At 68.1% G+C, this 15,311-nt stretch carries 20 protein-coding genes; 13 read left to right on the forward strand and 7 right to left on the reverse strand.

Features of this window, described 5'->3' with window-relative positions; all coding sequences use genetic code 11:
* The 5 genes from AC529_RS03005 to AC529_RS03020 form a co-directional block, all read right to left on the reverse strand.
* On the reverse strand, window positions 1-1,734 hold a 1,734-nt coding region (locus tag AC529_RS03005), incomplete at its 3' end, for a conjugal transfer protein (RefSeq protein ID WP_269745520.1).
* Between the two features lie 13 nt (window positions 1,735-1,747).
* The gene (locus AC529_RS03010; RefSeq protein ID WP_068753366.1) at window positions 1,748-2,059 is read right to left on the reverse strand and encodes a hypothetical protein; all 312 of its coding nucleotides are present in this window, start codon (window positions 2,057-2,059) and stop codon (window positions 1,748-1,750) included.
* Between the two features lie 97 nt (window positions 2,060-2,156).
* Entirely contained in the window at window positions 2,157-3,134 is a 978-nt protein-coding gene (locus tag AC529_RS03015; protein ID WP_068753367.1) for a conjugal transfer protein, read from the reverse strand.
* A 187-nt stretch (window positions 3,135-3,321) separates the two neighbouring features.
* Window positions 3,322-3,606 carry a hypothetical protein gene (locus AC529_RS19915; RefSeq protein WP_157080032.1) on the reverse strand — a complete coding sequence of 95 codons (285 nt, stop codon included), beginning with the start codon at window positions 3,604-3,606 and terminating at the stop codon, window positions 3,322-3,324.
* A complete protein-coding gene (locus tag AC529_RS03020) occupies window positions 3,607-4,215 on the reverse strand; it encodes a tyrosine-type recombinase/integrase (protein WP_394326431.1) in 609 nt (202 codons plus the stop codon).
* Between AC529_RS03020 and AC529_RS03025 the strand changes: the two genes are divergently transcribed.
* From AC529_RS03025 to AC529_RS03060, 8 genes are all read left to right on the forward strand, one after another.
* Entirely contained in the window at window positions 4,178-4,822 is a 645-nt protein-coding gene (locus AC529_RS03025) for a toprim domain-containing protein (protein WP_068754450.1), read from the forward strand. The two genes, AC529_RS03020 and AC529_RS03025, sit on opposite strands and share 38 nt — an antisense overlap.
* Window positions 4,819-5,181, forward strand: coding sequence for a hypothetical protein (locus tag AC529_RS03030; protein WP_068753368.1), 363 nt, complete (start codon window positions 4,819-4,821; stop codon window positions 5,179-5,181). Before AC529_RS03025 ends, AC529_RS03030 begins: the two co-directional genes overlap by 4 nt.
* Window positions 5,178-5,384: a hypothetical protein gene (locus tag AC529_RS03035; protein WP_068753369.1), complete on the forward strand. Its 207-nt coding sequence runs from the start codon at window positions 5,178-5,180 to the stop codon at window positions 5,382-5,384. The genes AC529_RS03030 and AC529_RS03035 overlap by 4 nt, the downstream gene beginning before the upstream one ends.
* Window positions 5,385-5,387: 3 nt before the next feature.
* Window positions 5,388-6,581: a hypothetical protein gene (locus tag AC529_RS03040; RefSeq protein WP_068753370.1), complete on the forward strand. Its 1,194-nt coding sequence runs from the start codon at window positions 5,388-5,390 to the stop codon at window positions 6,579-6,581.
* A complete protein-coding gene (locus AC529_RS03045; protein WP_068753371.1) occupies window positions 6,578-6,907 on the forward strand; it encodes a hypothetical protein in 330 nt (109 codons plus the stop codon). The genes AC529_RS03040 and AC529_RS03045 overlap by 4 nt, the downstream gene beginning before the upstream one ends.
* Window positions 6,904-7,287, forward strand: coding sequence for a hypothetical protein (locus tag AC529_RS03050; RefSeq protein ID WP_068753372.1), 384 nt, complete (start codon window positions 6,904-6,906; stop codon window positions 7,285-7,287). The genes AC529_RS03045 and AC529_RS03050 overlap by 4 nt, the downstream gene beginning before the upstream one ends.
* Window positions 7,284-7,670: a hypothetical protein gene (locus AC529_RS03055; RefSeq protein WP_068753373.1), complete on the forward strand. Its 387-nt coding sequence runs from the start codon at window positions 7,284-7,286 to the stop codon at window positions 7,668-7,670. Before AC529_RS03050 ends, AC529_RS03055 begins: the two co-directional genes overlap by 4 nt.
* 73 nt (window positions 7,671-7,743) lie before the next feature.
* Window positions 7,744-8,019, forward strand: coding sequence for a hypothetical protein (locus AC529_RS03060; RefSeq protein WP_068753374.1), 276 nt, complete (start codon window positions 7,744-7,746; stop codon window positions 8,017-8,019).
* Between the two features lie 21 nt (window positions 8,020-8,040).
* Here the strand turns inward: AC529_RS03060 and AC529_RS03065 are convergent, their stop codons facing one another.
* Together AC529_RS03065 and AC529_RS03070 are read right to left on the reverse strand one after the other, a co-directional pair.
* Window positions 8,041-8,982, reverse strand: coding sequence for an SUMF1/EgtB/PvdO family nonheme iron enzyme (locus AC529_RS03065; RefSeq protein WP_083947890.1), 942 nt, complete (start codon window positions 8,980-8,982; stop codon window positions 8,041-8,043).
* 63 nt (window positions 8,983-9,045) lie between these two features.
* On the reverse strand, window positions 9,046-9,819 hold the full coding sequence (locus tag AC529_RS03070; protein ID WP_068753375.1) for an aminotransferase class IV family protein: 774 nt from the start codon (window positions 9,817-9,819) through the stop codon (window positions 9,046-9,048).
* 258 nt (window positions 9,820-10,077) lie between these two features.
* Here AC529_RS03070 and AC529_RS03075 point away from each other — a divergent pair, with 258 nt between their 5' ends.
* Genes AC529_RS03075 through AC529_RS03095 form a run of 5 tightly spaced genes read left to right on the forward strand, consistent with a single transcriptional unit; the run spans window position 10,078 to window position 15,244 of the window.
* On the forward strand, window positions 10,078-11,313 hold the full coding sequence (locus tag AC529_RS03075; protein ID WP_198156274.1) for a methionine adenosyltransferase: 1,236 nt from the start codon (window positions 10,078-10,080) through the stop codon (window positions 11,311-11,313).
* Window positions 11,313-12,236 carry an aminoglycoside phosphotransferase family protein gene (locus tag AC529_RS03080; protein WP_068753377.1) on the forward strand — a complete coding sequence of 308 codons (924 nt, stop codon included), beginning with the start codon at window positions 11,313-11,315 and terminating at the stop codon, window positions 12,234-12,236. The genes AC529_RS03075 and AC529_RS03080 overlap by 1 nt, the downstream gene beginning before the upstream one ends.
* Window positions 12,233-12,943 (forward strand): histidine phosphatase family protein, encoded by a 711-nt coding sequence (locus AC529_RS03085; protein WP_068753378.1) that lies wholly within the window; start codon window positions 12,233-12,235, stop codon window positions 12,941-12,943. The genes AC529_RS03080 and AC529_RS03085 overlap by 4 nt, the downstream gene beginning before the upstream one ends.
* Entirely contained in the window at window positions 12,936-14,228 is a 1,293-nt protein-coding gene (gene serS, locus AC529_RS03090; protein ID WP_068753379.1) for a serine--tRNA ligase, read from the forward strand. The genes AC529_RS03085 and serS overlap by 8 nt, the downstream gene beginning before the upstream one ends.
* Complete coding sequence (locus AC529_RS03095; protein WP_068753380.1) at window positions 14,228-15,244, forward strand: glycosyltransferase; 1,017 nt, start codon at window positions 14,228-14,230, stop codon at window positions 15,242-15,244. Before serS ends, AC529_RS03095 begins: the two co-directional genes overlap by 1 nt.
* The last annotated feature ends 67 nt before the right edge of the window (window positions 15,245-15,311 follow it).

The raw sequence follows: 15,311 nt of genomic DNA on the forward strand, positions 1-15,311 counted from the left end.
GCCGTGGTCGATCTCCAGGCGGGGCTTGGCCGCCGCGGTCGCGCGGATCTGCTCGGCGAGGGAGGGCAGGTCCGTGGCGGAGGAGAGGTCGGCGGCCCAGGTCTCGGGCTCCTCGGCGGCGCGGGCCGACTCGGGCGCGGCCTCCTCCCGCTCGGGCGTGTCGGTCGTGTCCCCGGCCGGGGCGGCGTCGGCCGACGCGGCGGTTGCGGCCGTCTCCTGCGGGGCCTCCTCGTCGTCGGTCTCGTCCCACGGAGACGGCGCGGCCTTCGAGGGGATCTCGGGGACCCCGGTGTCGCTGGTGCGCGCCACCGGCGGCAGGTCCCAGGGGGCGGCGTGCGGGCGCGGCCCCGGGGTCCTGCGCTCCCGGCGCGTCTCCTCCGGGGCGGCGGGCCGGGCGGCGCCGCGGTCGTACGCGGTCGGCTCGGTTCCGGGCCGTTCCGCCGCGTCGGACGGGGAGTCGGCGGGGGCCGTCTCGGCGGCGCGGTCCCGCTCCATCCGCCGGGCGATCATCCGGCTCTGGGCGCGGCCGCGCAGTTGGCGTCCCGCGCGCCGGTGGGCCTTTTCCGCGGCGATGTCCAGGAGGTCCTCGGCGGGCGACGGCTGGGTGGGGACGTCGGCGGAGGAGGCGTGCTCCTCCTGCTCCGGGCTGGTCCTCGTCCTCGAGGCGGCCGTGAGGGGGGTCGGTTCCGGTTCGGGTGCGGCCATGATCTCCTCGGCTCGGCGGCGCGTCGCAGCGCGCTCCTCGGCCGCCCTGCGTTCCGCCTCGGCCTTCGCCGCCTCGTCCTCCGGTTCCGGGGCGTCGTCGGTCTCGTCGGCCGCGCGGTCGGGTGCCGGCCACGGCGTGTGGCCGGAGGCCACACCGAGAGAGGCGTACCAGTCTTCGTCCTCGTACGATTCGGCTGCGCTGTCTCCCATGTCGCGTCCCGGCAGGAGAAGAGGGCTGGGTGCGTCGTCCTGGCTCCTGGAGGGGGCCAGTCTCCTCCGCCGGTCGGCGGAGGTCCCCGGCTCGGAGAGCGGGGGACGGGAGGGGGATGCCGTCTCGGTGACGGAGGGGTCGAGTGCGAAACCGAAATAGTTGAGGACGCGCCGGGTCAGCGGCGTCCGGGGGGCGCGTTGCGTCTCGGTGACCCGGCGGGACTCGTCGCCGGGGGATCGGGGGCGGGCCGGTTCGAGCGCGGGCGCGTCGGCGGTGGCGGCGGTCTCGACCGCTTCCTCGGCGGCCTCCTCGACCGCCTCTTCGACCACCTCCGGCGTGGCGGTCCCGGCCGGGGCGAGCAGTTCCTCGACCGTCGCGGACTCGGCGGTCACGGCGTACGGCTCCTGACGCGGCACGGCCGTGGTGACGCCCGGCAGCGGTCCGGCCTCCGGGGCGCGGCGCCACACCCGCGCCGAGACGGTGATCCGCTCCGGCTCGTACTGGGGGGCGAGCCGGGTGTAGACCCTCGCCTCGGTGGCGTAGACGATCTGGGAGCGGAGCAGTTCGGTGAGGCTCTTGCCCTCGATGACGGGGCGGGTGGCCAGGAAGGTGATCACCCCCGGCGGGACGATCCACACCACGTGCCAGGGGGTGCTGAAGGGCACTCCCAGCACGCCCATCAGCAGCCACCAGACGACGGACGTGCCCACGAAGACACCGATGGTGACGAGCGAGACCGGAACCGGCAGCCGGAAGTCGTACAGCTTGTACAGCCGCTTCTCGATGCGCCAGATCCTGGTGTATGTGGGCAGGTCCACGTCCCGGGCCCTCCTACTCGGTGTTCACGCCCATGGCTCGCGCGATGGCCACGGCGAGGACCTCGATGATTCCCGGGACGTAGAACACGATCCCGATGAAGATCGCGAGGATGATGAACTGCGCGAACCGCGTGATCTCCCGGGTGAAGAGGAAGAAGATCGCGACGATCGACACGATCACCAGGAACAGCGGCCCGAAGAAGCCGCGGAGCCAGTCGGCCAGCCCGGTGGTGTTGGGGCTGTCGGTGACCTCGACGGCCAGGTGCAGTGCGGGGGAGGCCGCGTCGACGAGGTCGACCGCGAAGCCGGTGAGGAGGGAGAGCATCTAACCGACCTCCTCCGTGTCCTGGGTGCTGTCCTGCATGGTCCTTGCCTCTCCTTGAACGGTGGCTGGGCTGGTGGCGATCATTGTGGCGCGCCCGTCACCCGAACGAGTTGAGCGCGCCCCGGATGTCGCGCACGTACCAGTCCGAGCCGTCCTTGACCACGGTGACGCTGTAGCTCTGGGTGAGTTCGGCGGCGTCCTCCCCGTCCTCGTCGGGGAGCAGCCACACCACGGTGACCTGGGCGGCGCGCGCGTCCTCGGCGGTGCCCGAACCGGCGACGGGCACCTTGAGGTCGACGATCGACCCGAACTGGAGGACCCCGGAGGGCAGCGCGGTGACGTCGGCGCCCGGCGCGAGGTAGCGGTCGAGGTGCTCGTGGTTCTGCGCGTACGCCTCGAAGAAGTTCTTGATGGTCTCCTCGAGTTCGCTGCGGGCCTGGGGATCGGTCTCGAACTGGCGGTCGGGGAGGGTGGCCTTGTCGGGGGCGGCCAGCAGCGCGGGGCGGCCCGACACCACCAGCGCGGTGCCGCCCTGGTCGGCGTAGACGGGCACGTCCAGGGTCATGGGCTGGCCGTTGACGTCGGCGGCCAGGCGCACCAGGGCGTTGTTGTCGTCGTGGACGTCGACGACGAGCACCTCCACGCCGGTGGCGGACAGTTCCGCGCCGGGTATGTCGAAGGCGCCGCTCTGGCCTTCGGGGACGAACTCGGCGAGCGCCGCCCGGCGCTCTTCGGCCTTGTCCGGGCTGGTGTTGAGGTAGACCTCGGCGAAGCGCACCGCCAGGGAGGCCGCGGCGGTCTCGGGGAACTCCACCCGGTCCTCGGCGGCGGGCTCCTGGGCGGTCCGGGGGAAGAAGTTCTCGCGCAGCGGCAGCCACAGGCCGTTGAGGAAGACCACGATGAGGAAGGCCCACAGCACGGCACGGCCGACCCACAGCCACCAGCGGCCGCCCGCCCCGGCCCGGGGGCGCCGCCCCCCGCCGCGTCGGGGGGCGGAGTCGAAGGCCTCCTCCGCCGCGGCGGGGGCGTCCTCGTCGATGACGCCTCCGCGCCCAGCGGCCGACCTGCCAGCCATCGCGCCTCCATCCACACACGGGCGCGCCCCACCGCGGGGCCGCCGGTTCCGCCGTCCGTCTGTTGTCTATCCCATCTTCCATGGTGCGGCATGTCCCGGGATCTACGAACGGATTACCGGAGGGTGTTTTCTCCCGTTTCCGGCGTCCCTTCTCCCGGCTGTCTGACAACAGCGTGGCATGACCGGGTCATTGTTTTACCCCATGCTGGAATTCGGCAAGGTCACGCGCCATTTCCGGATAGTCCGGAAAGGGGAAATTGTCGGCTTGCTGAGGCGGTTCGCTGACCGGAACGCCGCAGGCCCCGGTTCCGGTCCGCTCCCCCGCGGCATCCGGTCGGAGTCCGGCCCCGGACGCCGCGGCGTCGGTCACACGTTGAACCGGAACGTCTACCACAACGCTCTCACCTGCGGAAACGGGCTTCTGGGAGATCCAAGTCAGCACAGAATCAGCACGGGAAAACAAGGTCAGCACCTAGGCCACTTCGTCGTACCCCTCCGGGGTTTGGGGAGCCTCGCTGGGGACGTCCACCGGCACGGGCCGCATGGCACTCTGCATGACCTCGCGGCAGCGGTGCCAGGCGCCGGGCACGAGGTGCCCGTAGATGTCCACGGTGGTCTTGATCGACTTGTGGCCGAGCCAGCGCGAGACCTCGTGGATCGGGATGCCGTTCGCCAGGGCCGTCGAGGCGAAGAAGTGCCTCAGCGAGTGCGGGGTGTACTTCGGCTTCCCGCTCACGTCCACCAGACCGGCAGCCCGACACGCCTTCTTGAAGTGGTAGCCGTACGTCGTGGCCGTGGGCATGGTGCCCTTGCCTCGCTCGCGCGGAGCAAAGAAGACGTCGAGCTGTCGATCTTTGCCCGCCTTGTCCTTGAAGGTCACCGGGATGGAGTTCCACTGCTCCGTGTGGGTGTCGATCTCGTCATCGATGAAAGGAGCGATCGGGATGTCCCGGTACTCCCCCTCGGCGCGATGCTTCAACGGGACGAAGGTCGTACGGCGGTCCCCACGGTTGGCCTGCGAGCTGACCTGCCAGCGGACGCGGATGAAGTCGGTCCGCCGGCACTCGCTGGCAAATGCCAGGACCGCGGCCTATCAGGCAGCTCTTACGCCGGGCGTCGCAAGGTACCTGCTCGATCGCGGGATCGGGCGGGACGAGGCAATTACGTACCGGCTTGGCGTCGTCGGTGACCGGCCGTTCCCCGGTCACGAGCGGTTCCGGGGGATGCTCGCGATCCCCTACCTCGACCGCAATGGCAAGCCGCTGACCATCCGCTTCCGCTGCCTTGAGGAGCACGACCATCGGGCGTCCTTCCACGGGAAGTACAACACGATCAAGGACGACCCGCCCCGCATGTACGGGATCGACTCCGTTCACCAGGCCGGGGACACGATCGACGTCGCCGAGGGCGAACTCGACCGGATCATCCTGCGGAGGATCGGCCTGCACGCGGTCGCCATCCCCGGCGCCGCCCTCTGGCAGGGGCGTCACAGGCGGATGCTCGCAGGCTTCAACCGGGTGCGCGTCTGGGGCGACCCGGACGACGCGGGCGCCGAGTTCACCGCGCGGATCTGCCGGGCCCTGCGTTCCGCGAAGGGCGTGCGCCTGCGGGACGGCGACGTGACCGAGACCTACTTGCAGGGGGGCGAGCAGGCCCTTCTCGACCTGATCAAGGAGGACAACCAGTGACCGAGACGACCAAGAAGGCCGCCCCCCGCAGGGCGCCGGCACGCAAGACCGACCCGTTCGCGACCGTCCTCGCCGAGGTCGGCGCGGCAGCCCGCGAGATCGGCGACCTCCCCTCCGCCCTGGTCGGCGGCAACCTCCCCGAGCGAGGGTCCGACACCTACCGCAGGCGGGCCGCAGAGTGGGAGGTCATCAACAGCACCCGCCGGGCAGGGGATGTCCTCGGCGTTGACGGCCTGGCCATACAGGTCGCCTTCGCCGCATTCGGGGGACGCACCGTCGAGGAGATCCGCGAGGGCCTGGTCCGCCTCGGCGCCCTGGCGGTCGCCGCCGTCGAGCAGATCGACAGGGGGCGGAAGTGAGTGCACCCCTGCCTGGCAAGCCCGGCCCGACCCTCAAGCGCCTGTACGAGGAGTTGGAGCCCGACGTGCGCGAGACCGTCCTCGTGCGGCTCCTCGACGGCTCCTCCGCCGAGCGCCTGGCCCTGGTCCTGCGCAAGCACGGGCACCGCGTGTCCGCGTCCACCATCCGCACCTACCGACGATCCCTTCGCGACGGAGTGTAAAGTTTGAACCAGACTGAATTGCTGAACGACCTACTCGCCACGCCGACCGCCCCGGCCGTGCCTGGCCGCCAGGCCGACCCGGAACGGGACTTCACCCGCCAGATCGAGGTGTCTGGCGACGCCGCCGAGGTGACGGTGCGCGGGCCCGAGGGCATCGACCCCGAATCGACGGCGGCCGACGTGCTTCGCGCCCACCAGCTCGACCCCGCCGAGTGGGAGGTGACCGGGTTCCGGTCGAGCGAGTGGACCATGCCGAACGGCGAGCCGGGCGTGTCCGCCCGCTTCTCCTTCGGCCGGCGCAAGGGCGGCCCCGTAGCGGCGCGGCCGAGCATCGACGAGCTACTCCAGGTGTTCGACGAGGCCCCCGTCTTCGTGCCGGTCATCGAGGAGGGTGAGTACACCTTCATCGTCGCCTTGGGTGACATGCAGTTCGGCAAGATCGACGGCGATGGATTCCGGGGCACGCTGACGCGGGCGATCGAGTGCATCGACCGGGCGGTAGTACTGCTGGAGACCTACCGCGAGCGGTTCGATATCGAGCACGTCCATTTGGCGTGGCTCGGTGACCACATCGAGGGCTTCCAGAGCCAGGGCGGCGCGAACACCTGGCGCACGGGCCTGACGCTCACTGAACAGATCCGGCTCACCCGGCGCCTGATGGCGCACGCCATCGTCCGCTTCGCCCCGGCCGTCTCCCGGCTGACCGTCGCCGCCGTCCCCGGAAATCACGGTGAGGCGGTCCGGCCGAACGGCAAGGGCGTGACCCGTTACGACGACAGCCACGATACGGATGCGCTGATCTCGGTCAGCGAGGCCCTGGCCTTGGCGGGCGAGGAGTTCGCGCACGTCGAGGTGTATGTCCCCGACTCGGACGAGCTGACGGTCGTCGTCGAGTGCTCGGGCACGGTCGTGGCGCACGCCCACGGCCATCAGTGGAGGGCGGGCAAGCACTTCGAGTGGTGGCGCGGCCAAGCCTTCGACAAGACCTCGGCCATGCACACCGCGGATCTGCTCCTAGCCGGACACCTGCATCACGAGCTGGTGGACACGAACGGGCCGCGCACCTTCGTGCAGGTGCCGGCGATGGAGTCCGAGTCGACGTGGTGGCGGCACCGCACGGGCACCCGTGGCGCCCCCGGCCTGATGGTCATGGTCACCAAGGGCGGCGAGGTGCCAGTCAAGGAGGTGGTCAGGTGACCGCCTCACCAGCCGTCGACTGGCGCATCCTCAACCTGCCCGCGGTCGTGGCCCTGGCGGGCCGGGCCGCCCGCCGCATCGCGGACGGCTACGAGGACACGCTGACGATGGAGTACGAGGACGCCCGGCAAGAGGCGCTCATCCTCCTCGCCACGAAGCCGCAGATGGTCAACGAGTGCCTTGCCGATCCCTCGCTCGGACTCGGTGTGCTCTATCACCGCCTGGTCCTCGATCTTGTCGACCGCGTGAAGACGGAGGCCAGGCGCCGCATCCGGCACACGTCGTACGAGGCGGCCTGCAACGCGGCCGAGCGGGGCCGCCTGTGAGCGGATACGACCGGCGCCTCGTCGAGCACCTGCTTCCAGCCGTGTGGGATGTCGAGGCCGCGTACGGCATCCGCAACCCCCAGGCACCAGACGCCGACATGCCGAGAGGGACGGTCGACAAGAAGGCCGCCGGCACCTTGCTCGCCCACCTCGCCGACATCCGGCGGGCCTGGGTGACCGCGCCGCTGTCCCTCGTCGAGAAGCGGGCGATCTTCATGCGCTTCGCACTCGACTGGGACGACCACCGGATTGCAGCTCGCGAGGCGGTCACTGACCGCGCCGTCCGCTACCGGCTCGAACGAGGGGTCGGCAAGCTCGCAGCCCACCTCAGCGGCACCGCCTACATCGACAACTACGACGACTTGGAGAACGCAGCGTGAGCGAGACCCAGCCCGACGGACTCCCGGCTGGGATGGGCCCCGAGGACTACGAATTCTGGGACGACGCAACCCGCACCTACTACGAACGCCAGGACGACGGGGCGATCATCGCCCGGCCGTACAACGGGGCCGAGAACCAGCAGGCCGACGCCGCCGCGAATCGCGCCCTCCTCATCGAGCGTCTCAAGGGCATGACCCTGCTCCTGCCGGGAGACATGTCGTCGAACAACACGTACACCGCCCTGTCCGGCATTAGCGAGGAGGAGCTGAGAGCGCAGGTCGGCGCGCTGACCGCGCAGTCGAACCGCCAAGCGGACATGCTCGCGACCGTCACCCGCCTCATCCTGGGCCGCTTCGAGTCCCTGACCATCGATGTCCAGTAACAGCCGTACACCTAGTTCCAGTTGGGCCCCGTTTGCGGGGCCCTGCTGGCGTTTCCGCAGGTAGAATCGCTGCATGACGTTCAAGATGACTTGGGCGCTCGTCGCCGAGCACGCGGACGAGTGGACCGGGGACAGCTACCGCCAGGCGACCATGATCCTGAAGGAGCGGGTTGACGCGGCCGTATCCGCGAGCGGGATGAACGCGGAGGCGCAGGCACACTGGCGCGAGACGTTCCTCGGCCCCCTTCGGGAGAGCCTCTTCACCGAGGGCCGAAGCGCCGTCGAAGCCGGGCGCGATTGGAGCAAGGCAGCGGGCCCTCTGCTCGTCGCCCTCACGCCGACGTCCTGAGAACCGAAAGCTCGACAAGGGTCAATCGCCCAGCAGTTGACGTAACACGTCCGCTGAGATGGCACAGCGGAATCCGGTGTCGTCGTCGAGCATCTCCGATGAGGCGTCGTTGAAGGCGGCGGGAGTCACCCGCGAGAAGGGGCTCGTCCATGCCCCTGCTTTGAGTTCATACCGGCTCGGTTCTGAGAGCGTCGACGTCCACTCCCACGTGTTGCCGCACATGTCATAGACCCCGTAGGAGCTGACCCCGCTGTGGTACCTCGTAACGGGAGTGGTTGAGCCAAGGCCGCTCTCACGCGTGTTGCATTTCGCCGGAGTCTGTTGACTGCCCCAGGGGTAAGTCTCCCCCCTGGGGCCTCGCGCCGCCTTCTCCCACTGCTGCGAACTCGGCAGTTCCTTGCCAGCCCAGGATGCGTATGCGGCGGCGTCGTGCCAGGTGACGAACACAACCGGGTGATCCAAGATGCTTTCCGGGCACCTGCCCTTCGACCAGTGCTGCGGAGTCGCATGTCCTGTAGCGGCGACGAAGCGCTCATAGTCCGAGTTCGTCACGGGGTAGAGGTCGATATAGAAGGCTGGGAGCCAGACGGGGGTGTTCCCGGCTCCCGACAAGTACACGCCTGCGTCAACAAGCGCCATCTTCTTGCCGTCTTGTGGGTGCCGGACCTGATGCTGCCTGGGGAGGCCTGAGCCCTCCTCTGCCCTCTGGTCGGGCAGCACCGAGTCCAAGGAGTTCGTGAGTTTCACGAACCTTGCGTGGACGTCCGGCGCCGACGTAGCCAGAGCCGTGTCCAGGGCTGCTTGATTCACAGGACGGATCTTGATTGTCTCGCCGCGGGCCTCCCACTTGGAGACCATGCGATCGCTCACTCCGAGCTTTGCGGCGAACGCCTCGATGCTCATCCGCTGTGCCTCACGCAGCGCCCGGACTTCCAGTCCGGTCCACCTTTCAACTGTGGCCACCCGAGACTCCTTTGAGTGAATCAACGGAGCCCAGCGTAGTCACATGATCATCCGCGCGTGGCGCTACAGCGGATCTGTCGGCACCTCCATGTACGACTTGCGGAGAGTGTCAATGATTGGGTGGTCGTCGGTCAGGGCGGTGTCGTCCACTCCACTGACCGCCCGCACCCCGATCGCCGCGTTGGTCGCGAAGACAGCCTGCATGCCCGCGATGTCCGCGAGCTGGACGGGCCGATCAACGTGCGCGTGTGCTTCTTTCAGGAGCTGCATCGTGACGCCCACCAGGATGTCCGCCTCTGGCCAGATCACCCTGTCCCCGTCGAAGAAGCCGATGTTCCACGTGCCGCCCTCCGAGACGAATGACTGCTCGTCGACGAACAGCGCATCGTCGAACCCGTCGAGTTGAGCGGCTCGTCGATGCAGAAGCTGCCCGAACAGACCAACGCTCTTCACGCTCGGCAGGTCGCGGACGTACTTCCTGGTCTGCACCCGCATCGGTGACAGTGGCAGATTCGCCGCCGGCCTGGTCGTCACCAGCACTTGAGGGTCTGCCTTGGCGCTGGGGTGGCCCATGTCGAAGTTTGGGTCGAAGACGGTCACCCGTACGACGCCCGCACCGGCGGCGGGGGCTACGCGTCGTGCCAGATCCCGCACGCGCTCCGGGTCCAGTTCGGCGTCGAACAGCGCCCTGCAGTCCCTCACGAGCCGGTCCAGGTGGAACGACAGCCCACGTACGCGCCCATCCTCGACGCGCATGGACGTGAAGTGTCCGTACCCGGTGAGGGCCAAGGTCTTGAGCTGATCCACGCTGACTGGTTTGCCATTCAATTCAGCCATGGCGACAGCATGACACCGTCGTTGCGGCGGCCGAAGAGAAAAGTGCTGGTAGGGACCCTAAGTTCGGTGAAAGTTCGGTGCCAGGGCAGTGGGAGGTCGTTCCGACCCCCCGGCACTCCAGGCGAATCTTGTCCTGCCGCCGCGGACCGCTAGCACCGCGGCGAACACGCACTTTCTCTCCCCCGCCGGGCTCACCGACGCCTGCGCTGGGCAACCCTGCCGACCCTGAGATGGGAGTTCGCCATGCCCCGAACGAGCATGACCTTCGGCAAGAGCCGCCTGGTCATCGAGACCGGCACCCACGAGCACGATGGAACAACCATCGTCGAGCGTAAGGGCCTTGGTCACCCCGACACCCTCGCCGACCACCTCGCCGAACGGCTGTCCAGGGCGTACAGCCGCTACACGGTGGAGCACTTCGGCGCGGTGCTGCACCACAACTTCGACAAGCTCGCTCTCCTCGGCGGCGCAAGCGAGGTCCGCTACGGCGGCGGCAAGATGACGGCGCCGGTCCGGGTTCTGGTCAACGGCCGAGCCGCACCCACCTGCGGCGGCGAGACCATTCCCGTCCTGGAGATCGTGGAGACGGAGGTCCGGGAGTTCTTCGCCGACCGCCTTCCGGAGGTCTCGGATCACCTCGATATCTCGTTCAACATCACGAGCAATTCGAGCCCTGGTGCCGTGCTGACCGGCGATGCGGTCCCGGACCGGACCCGCTGGTTCAACCCGAGGTCCATCGAAGACCTTCGAGAGCGCCGGGTGCGGCTCTCGAACGACACCTCGCTCGGTACGGGCTGGGCGCCGGAGAACCCCTTCGAGTCGTTCGTGCGTGAGCTGGTGGACCATCTCTCCGGAGAGAGCGACTTCCGGCGAGCCCACGCGTGGTGCGGCTCGGACGTGAAGCTCATGGGTTACTGGGACGGCGAGAGCGCCGACGTGGTGCTCTGCGTGCCGCAGAAGTCGCGTCACGTCGACAGCCGTGCGGAGTACATCCGCAACACCGAGAGTGTCCTCGCTGAGTGTCACCGGCTGGCCGGCACCCGCCTTCCGGGGGCTGAGGTCCAGTTCCGGCTCAACGCACGCGACATGCCCGAGAAGGACGAGCTCTACCTGACGTACACGGGGAGCTCGATCGAGTCAGGCGACGAGGGAGTCGTCGGTCGGGGCAACCGCGTCAACGGCCTCATCACCCCTCTGCGTCCAATGAACCTGGAGGGCGCCAACGGAAAGAACCCCGTCTACCACGTCGGGAAGCTCTACAACATCGCTGCGCAGCGCCTCGCTCACCGCCTTCACGAAGCCACCGAGGGGCAGGCCGAGGTTCACCTCGTCAGTACCACGGGGCAACGGCTCGACCAGCCCTGGCGCATCCTGGTCCGCCTGTCCTCGCAGGATGTCGAGATCGACAAGGTTCAGGCACTGGTCGCCGAGTCCCTTGAGATGTTCCCGGCTCTGACGGACGAGCTCGTCTCGGACGGGATCGTGCTGAGCTGATGTCGACGCAGATGCTCGGAGAAGTGCCGCCGGGGTGCCGGCGGCGTCTTCTCGACCACTACGGCCCATCGGCAGAACCATGGCTTCGGAACGCCCCGCACCTCCTGGCCGAGGCGGCGGAGCGCTGGAAGCTCTCGTTGCAGAGCTACCACGACGCAGGACACGCCTCTGCCATTGCCCTGGCAACCGCCTTCGACGGCACTCCGTTGATCCTCAAGGCGTGGTACGAGCCTCTCCGGTATCGCCACGAGATCGCTGCCCTGCGCGTATGGGCTGGTGGCCCGACCGCGAACGTCATCGAGACAGCGGACGACTTGTCGGTGGCAGCCTTGGAGCTGGTAGGAGGCCAGCCAGGCGGGGCCGCGCGCCTCGCGCGGGAGAGGCAGATGGTCGCCGCTGCGATCCAAGGACTTCACTCTCTCGGCCAGCGGAGGCCGACGCCAGACCTTCCCACGCTCACCCATTTCCGCCAGGAGGTGGTAACGCCTCGCATCCGGCAGCGGGCTCAAGGGCTCGACCTCGGCCCAATGGGGACGCTCGTGGAGGACGCGTGCCAGGGGCTCTCCGGTCTGTGGGAGGACCCCGCCCGGACGACGGTGCTCCATGCCGACCTGTACCGGGAGAACGTGATATTCGATCGAGGAGGGCATCCGCGCCTGATCGATCCGCATCCCATGGTGGGGGACGCGGCGTTCGACTGGGCCTTCTGGGCGGTGTACTACGACCTTGAGCGCGGACTGGCAGATCGGCTGGCCACGGCCTCTCGGATCTCCCGCATCCCGATCCCGGAGATCACGCCGTGGTGCAGAGCCCTCGCGGTTGACGGCTTTCTTTACTACACGGAGATCAACGATCCTGCGAAGCCGAAGATCGCGAAGGTGTTGTCCTCGCTGATGGCCTCCAGCGCCGGGGGCGAGCGGTGACGACGTACATCCTTCGTCATGGACAAACCGACTACAGCAAGCAGTACCTCGTCAACGGAGACCCTGCCCGCGCCATCCGTCTCAGTGAGGAGGGTGTGCGATCTTGCCGGAACCCGTGGTTCACGCTTCCTCTTCATGGCGTGCGGACATGGCTCGCGAGCGAGTTTCCGCGCGCCCAGCAGACGGCTTCTCTGCTCATGGGAGTGCCGGCGTCGAAGCTGGTGGTTGAGGCGCGGCTGAACGAGCTGGACTACGGGAAGTTCGAAGGCGGCCCGTTCCTGGAGTACGCCTCGTGGCTCGATCAGCATGGCGGGTCGCAGCGCCCGCCGGGTGCCCGAGAATCCCAGCGAGAAGGCATCCGGAGGATGCTCTCTGGCGTGCGCTCGGTCCTGGACTACCCGGGTCCTCGCGTCCTGGTGTGCCACGGCTTGTTGGTTTCGGTCCTGCTTTGGCACCGAGACCGCTCCCCCAGCGAGGCCATGCCACTTTTCTTCCCGGAAGCCCCGTGTGTCGAGCCTCTCGCCGTATCCGACCAGGAGCTGGACGAGTGGGTCGAAACCCTGCTGGCTGATCTTGACGGGGAGGGGCCGCAAGATCGAGATGGGCACTGCGCCGCTCCGATATTGCGGGCCGATGGGGGTTCGGCAGTTGCTACCTTCGACCGTGTAGACCACTCGCCGGAGGAGAAGGAACCCCCTCATGCATGATGCCCGCGCCCTGATTGAAATGGGTGCCGAAGCGGTACGTCGCCTCGCTCGCCGCGGATACTCGCTGGACCTGTCTGCGCTGGAGAGCCTCCAGTCGCGGCGGAACCAGAACATCCGCTCGGCCGACGAGCTGCGGGCAGAGTCCAAGCGAGTGGCAAGCGAGGTTCAGCAGACCGCGAAGCAGGGTGGGGACATCTCCAAGCTGAAGGAGCGCGCCCGAGAGCTCAAGGACCAGATCCGCGAGATCGAGGCCGATCAGGAGAGGGTGCAGGAGGAGCTCCGCGATCTCCTCCTCAGCATCCCGAACCTCCCCGATGACAGGGCTCCAGATGGCGACTCTGAGGAGTTCGCGGTCGAGGTCCGCCGTGTGGGGACTCCGCCCACCTTCTCCTTCGAGCCGAAGGATCACGTCGATCTCGGGGAAGCCACTGGCATTCTCGACTTCGGTCGAGCGACGAAGCTGTCGGGCCCTCGCTTCGCCGTCTCGCGTGGAGCAGGGGCAGCCCTTGAGCGAGCGCTGACGACGCTCCTCCTCGACCTTCACACGCGCCGACACGGCTACGTCGAGCACTCGGTTCCGTTCCTGGTCACGCGCAAGACGATGACTGGCACGGGGCAGCTGCCGAAGTTCGAGGAGGACCTGTTCAAGACCGGCGTCGCCGATCGCGAGCTTTTCCTGATCCCGACCGCCGAGGTCCCGCTGACCAACCTCTATGCCGACGAGATCATCCCGCCGGCAGAGCTGCCGCTCGCTCTGACCGCCCAGACGCCATGCTTCCGCTCGGAGGCAGGCTCGTACGGCCGCGACACCCGGGGCCTCATCCGCCAGCACCAGTTCACCAAGGTCGAGATGGTGCGGATCTGCGACCCCGAGGATGCCGACGCCGAGCTGGAGAAGATGATCGGCCACGCTGAGGCATGCCTGAAGGAGTTGGGTCTCGCATACCGCGTGGTCACGCTCGCGGCTGGCGACACCGGATTCTCCGCCCAGCTCACCTACGACCTTGAGGTGTGGATCCCCAGCCAGAACACCTACCGGGAGATCTCGTCCGTCTCGAACTTCGGCACCTTCCAGGCCCGCCGCGCGAACATCCGCACGCGTGGCGCGGACGGCAAGCCCAAGCTGGTGGCCACACTCAACGGCTCGGGTCTGCCCATCGGCCGCACTCTGGCCGCGCTGCTCGAACAGGGTCAGCAACAGGACGGCTCGATCGTCCTTCCTGAATCACTCGTCCCATACCTCGGCTTCCGCCGAATCTCGGCGGACGGAACACCGGAGGCATAGTGCTCGTCGGCGTCTGCGACTTTCCTGGTAGCTACGCTTTTCCCCCTGCCGGATACGGCGGGATCGAACGATGGCTTTGGGCGGTCGCAGTAGGCGCCCGAGCCGCAGGCGCCGACGTACACCTCCTGGGCCCAGGGTGGCTCCCGGATTTGGAAGCCGAATGGGTCCGCAAGCCGGTCCGTCTCGAAGATGTCACGGCTGGCTCGCTGGCCGAACGCGAACTGAAGGCAGCGGGCTACGACCTCCTGATCGTCGGGCACGAGTACCCTTCGCTGCCCGCGTGGGTACGCACCTGGAGCCAACTGGACTGTGATGTTGCCACGTTCCAGCACTCCCCAGTGTTCCAGCACACAGAATCTGCATTCGACGGCAAACGGTCACGCCTTTACTGCTACTCACCCGAGATGGTCGAGCGCTACGCAGACCACCAACCCGTTCCGGAACTGGCTGTCCACCTCGGGCTCAATGAGGAGGAGCCGCCGGCTGCCAAGGGGCGAGACCTGGTGTGGCTCGGCCGCATAGACGAGGAGAAGGCCCCCCACCTCGCGGTGAGGGCAGCTCAGATACTCGGTCGCCGGATTCGCATCGTCGGCCCCGTCTTCAACGAGGACTACGTACGCCGCCACGAGAAGATCTTCTCCGCAGACAACGTGGAGTGGGTCGGCGAGCTCGGCGGCCCCGCCAAGACGGCCGCCATCCGTGAGGCGTCCGTGTTCGTCTACACGTACGAGCGCACGTACGTGGAGGCGGGGGCTGCGGTCTTCGGCGAGTCCCTGCGGGCAGGAACGCCCATGGCGGCCCTGACCTGGCGGGAGGGAACCTGTGCACAAGCCGCGCTCTGCGACCGCACAGGCGTAACAACAGTCGTCGCACCCGACGCGGACGACGAGTCGGCATCCGAGGCCCTCGCCGAGGCGATCGAGCGCGCTACCGCGCTGGACCACGCCGAGGTCCAAGCCGTTGGCCAACACCGCTTTGACCCAACGCGGCACTTTGAGGCCATGGCGGCACGCTGATGTTGACCGGGTCACCCACGCATCAGATAGCAACCGCGCTTCGACAAGTCCTTGGGCAGAACTGGGA

Source organism: Thermobifida cellulosilytica TB100, from assembly GCF_001517975.1.
GTDB classification, from domain to species: Bacteria; Actinomycetota; Actinomycetes; order Streptosporangiales; family Streptosporangiaceae; genus Thermobifida; species Thermobifida cellulosilytica.

Coding starts and splice junctions, on each gene's coding strand:
- AC529_RS03010 (WP_068753366.1), bottom strand. CDS start 2,059: ATGCTCTCCCTCCTCACCGGCTTCGCGGTCGACCTCGTCGACGCGGCC.
- AC529_RS03015 (WP_068753367.1), bottom strand. CDS start 3,134: ATGGCTGGCAGGTCGGCCGCTGGGCGCGGAGGCGTCATCGACGAGGAC.
- AC529_RS03025 (WP_068754450.1), top strand. CDS start 4,178: ATGAAGTCGGTCCGCCGGCACTCGCTGGCAAATGCCAGGACCGCGGCC.
- AC529_RS03060 (WP_068753374.1), top strand. CDS start 7,744: ATGACGTTCAAGATGACTTGGGCGCTCGTCGCCGAGCACGCGGACGAG.
- AC529_RS03070 (WP_068753375.1), bottom strand. CDS start 9,819: ATGGCTGAATTGAATGGCAAACCAGTCAGCGTGGATCAGCTCAAGACC.
- AC529_RS03075 (WP_198156274.1), top strand. CDS start 10,078: ATGACCTTCGGCAAGAGCCGCCTGGTCATCGAGACCGGCACCCACGAG.
- AC529_RS03080 (WP_068753377.1), top strand. CDS start 11,313: ATGTCGACGCAGATGCTCGGAGAAGTGCCGCCGGGGTGCCGGCGGCGT.
- serS (WP_068753379.1), top strand. CDS start 12,936: ATGCATGATGCCCGCGCCCTGATTGAAATGGGTGCCGAAGCGGTACGT.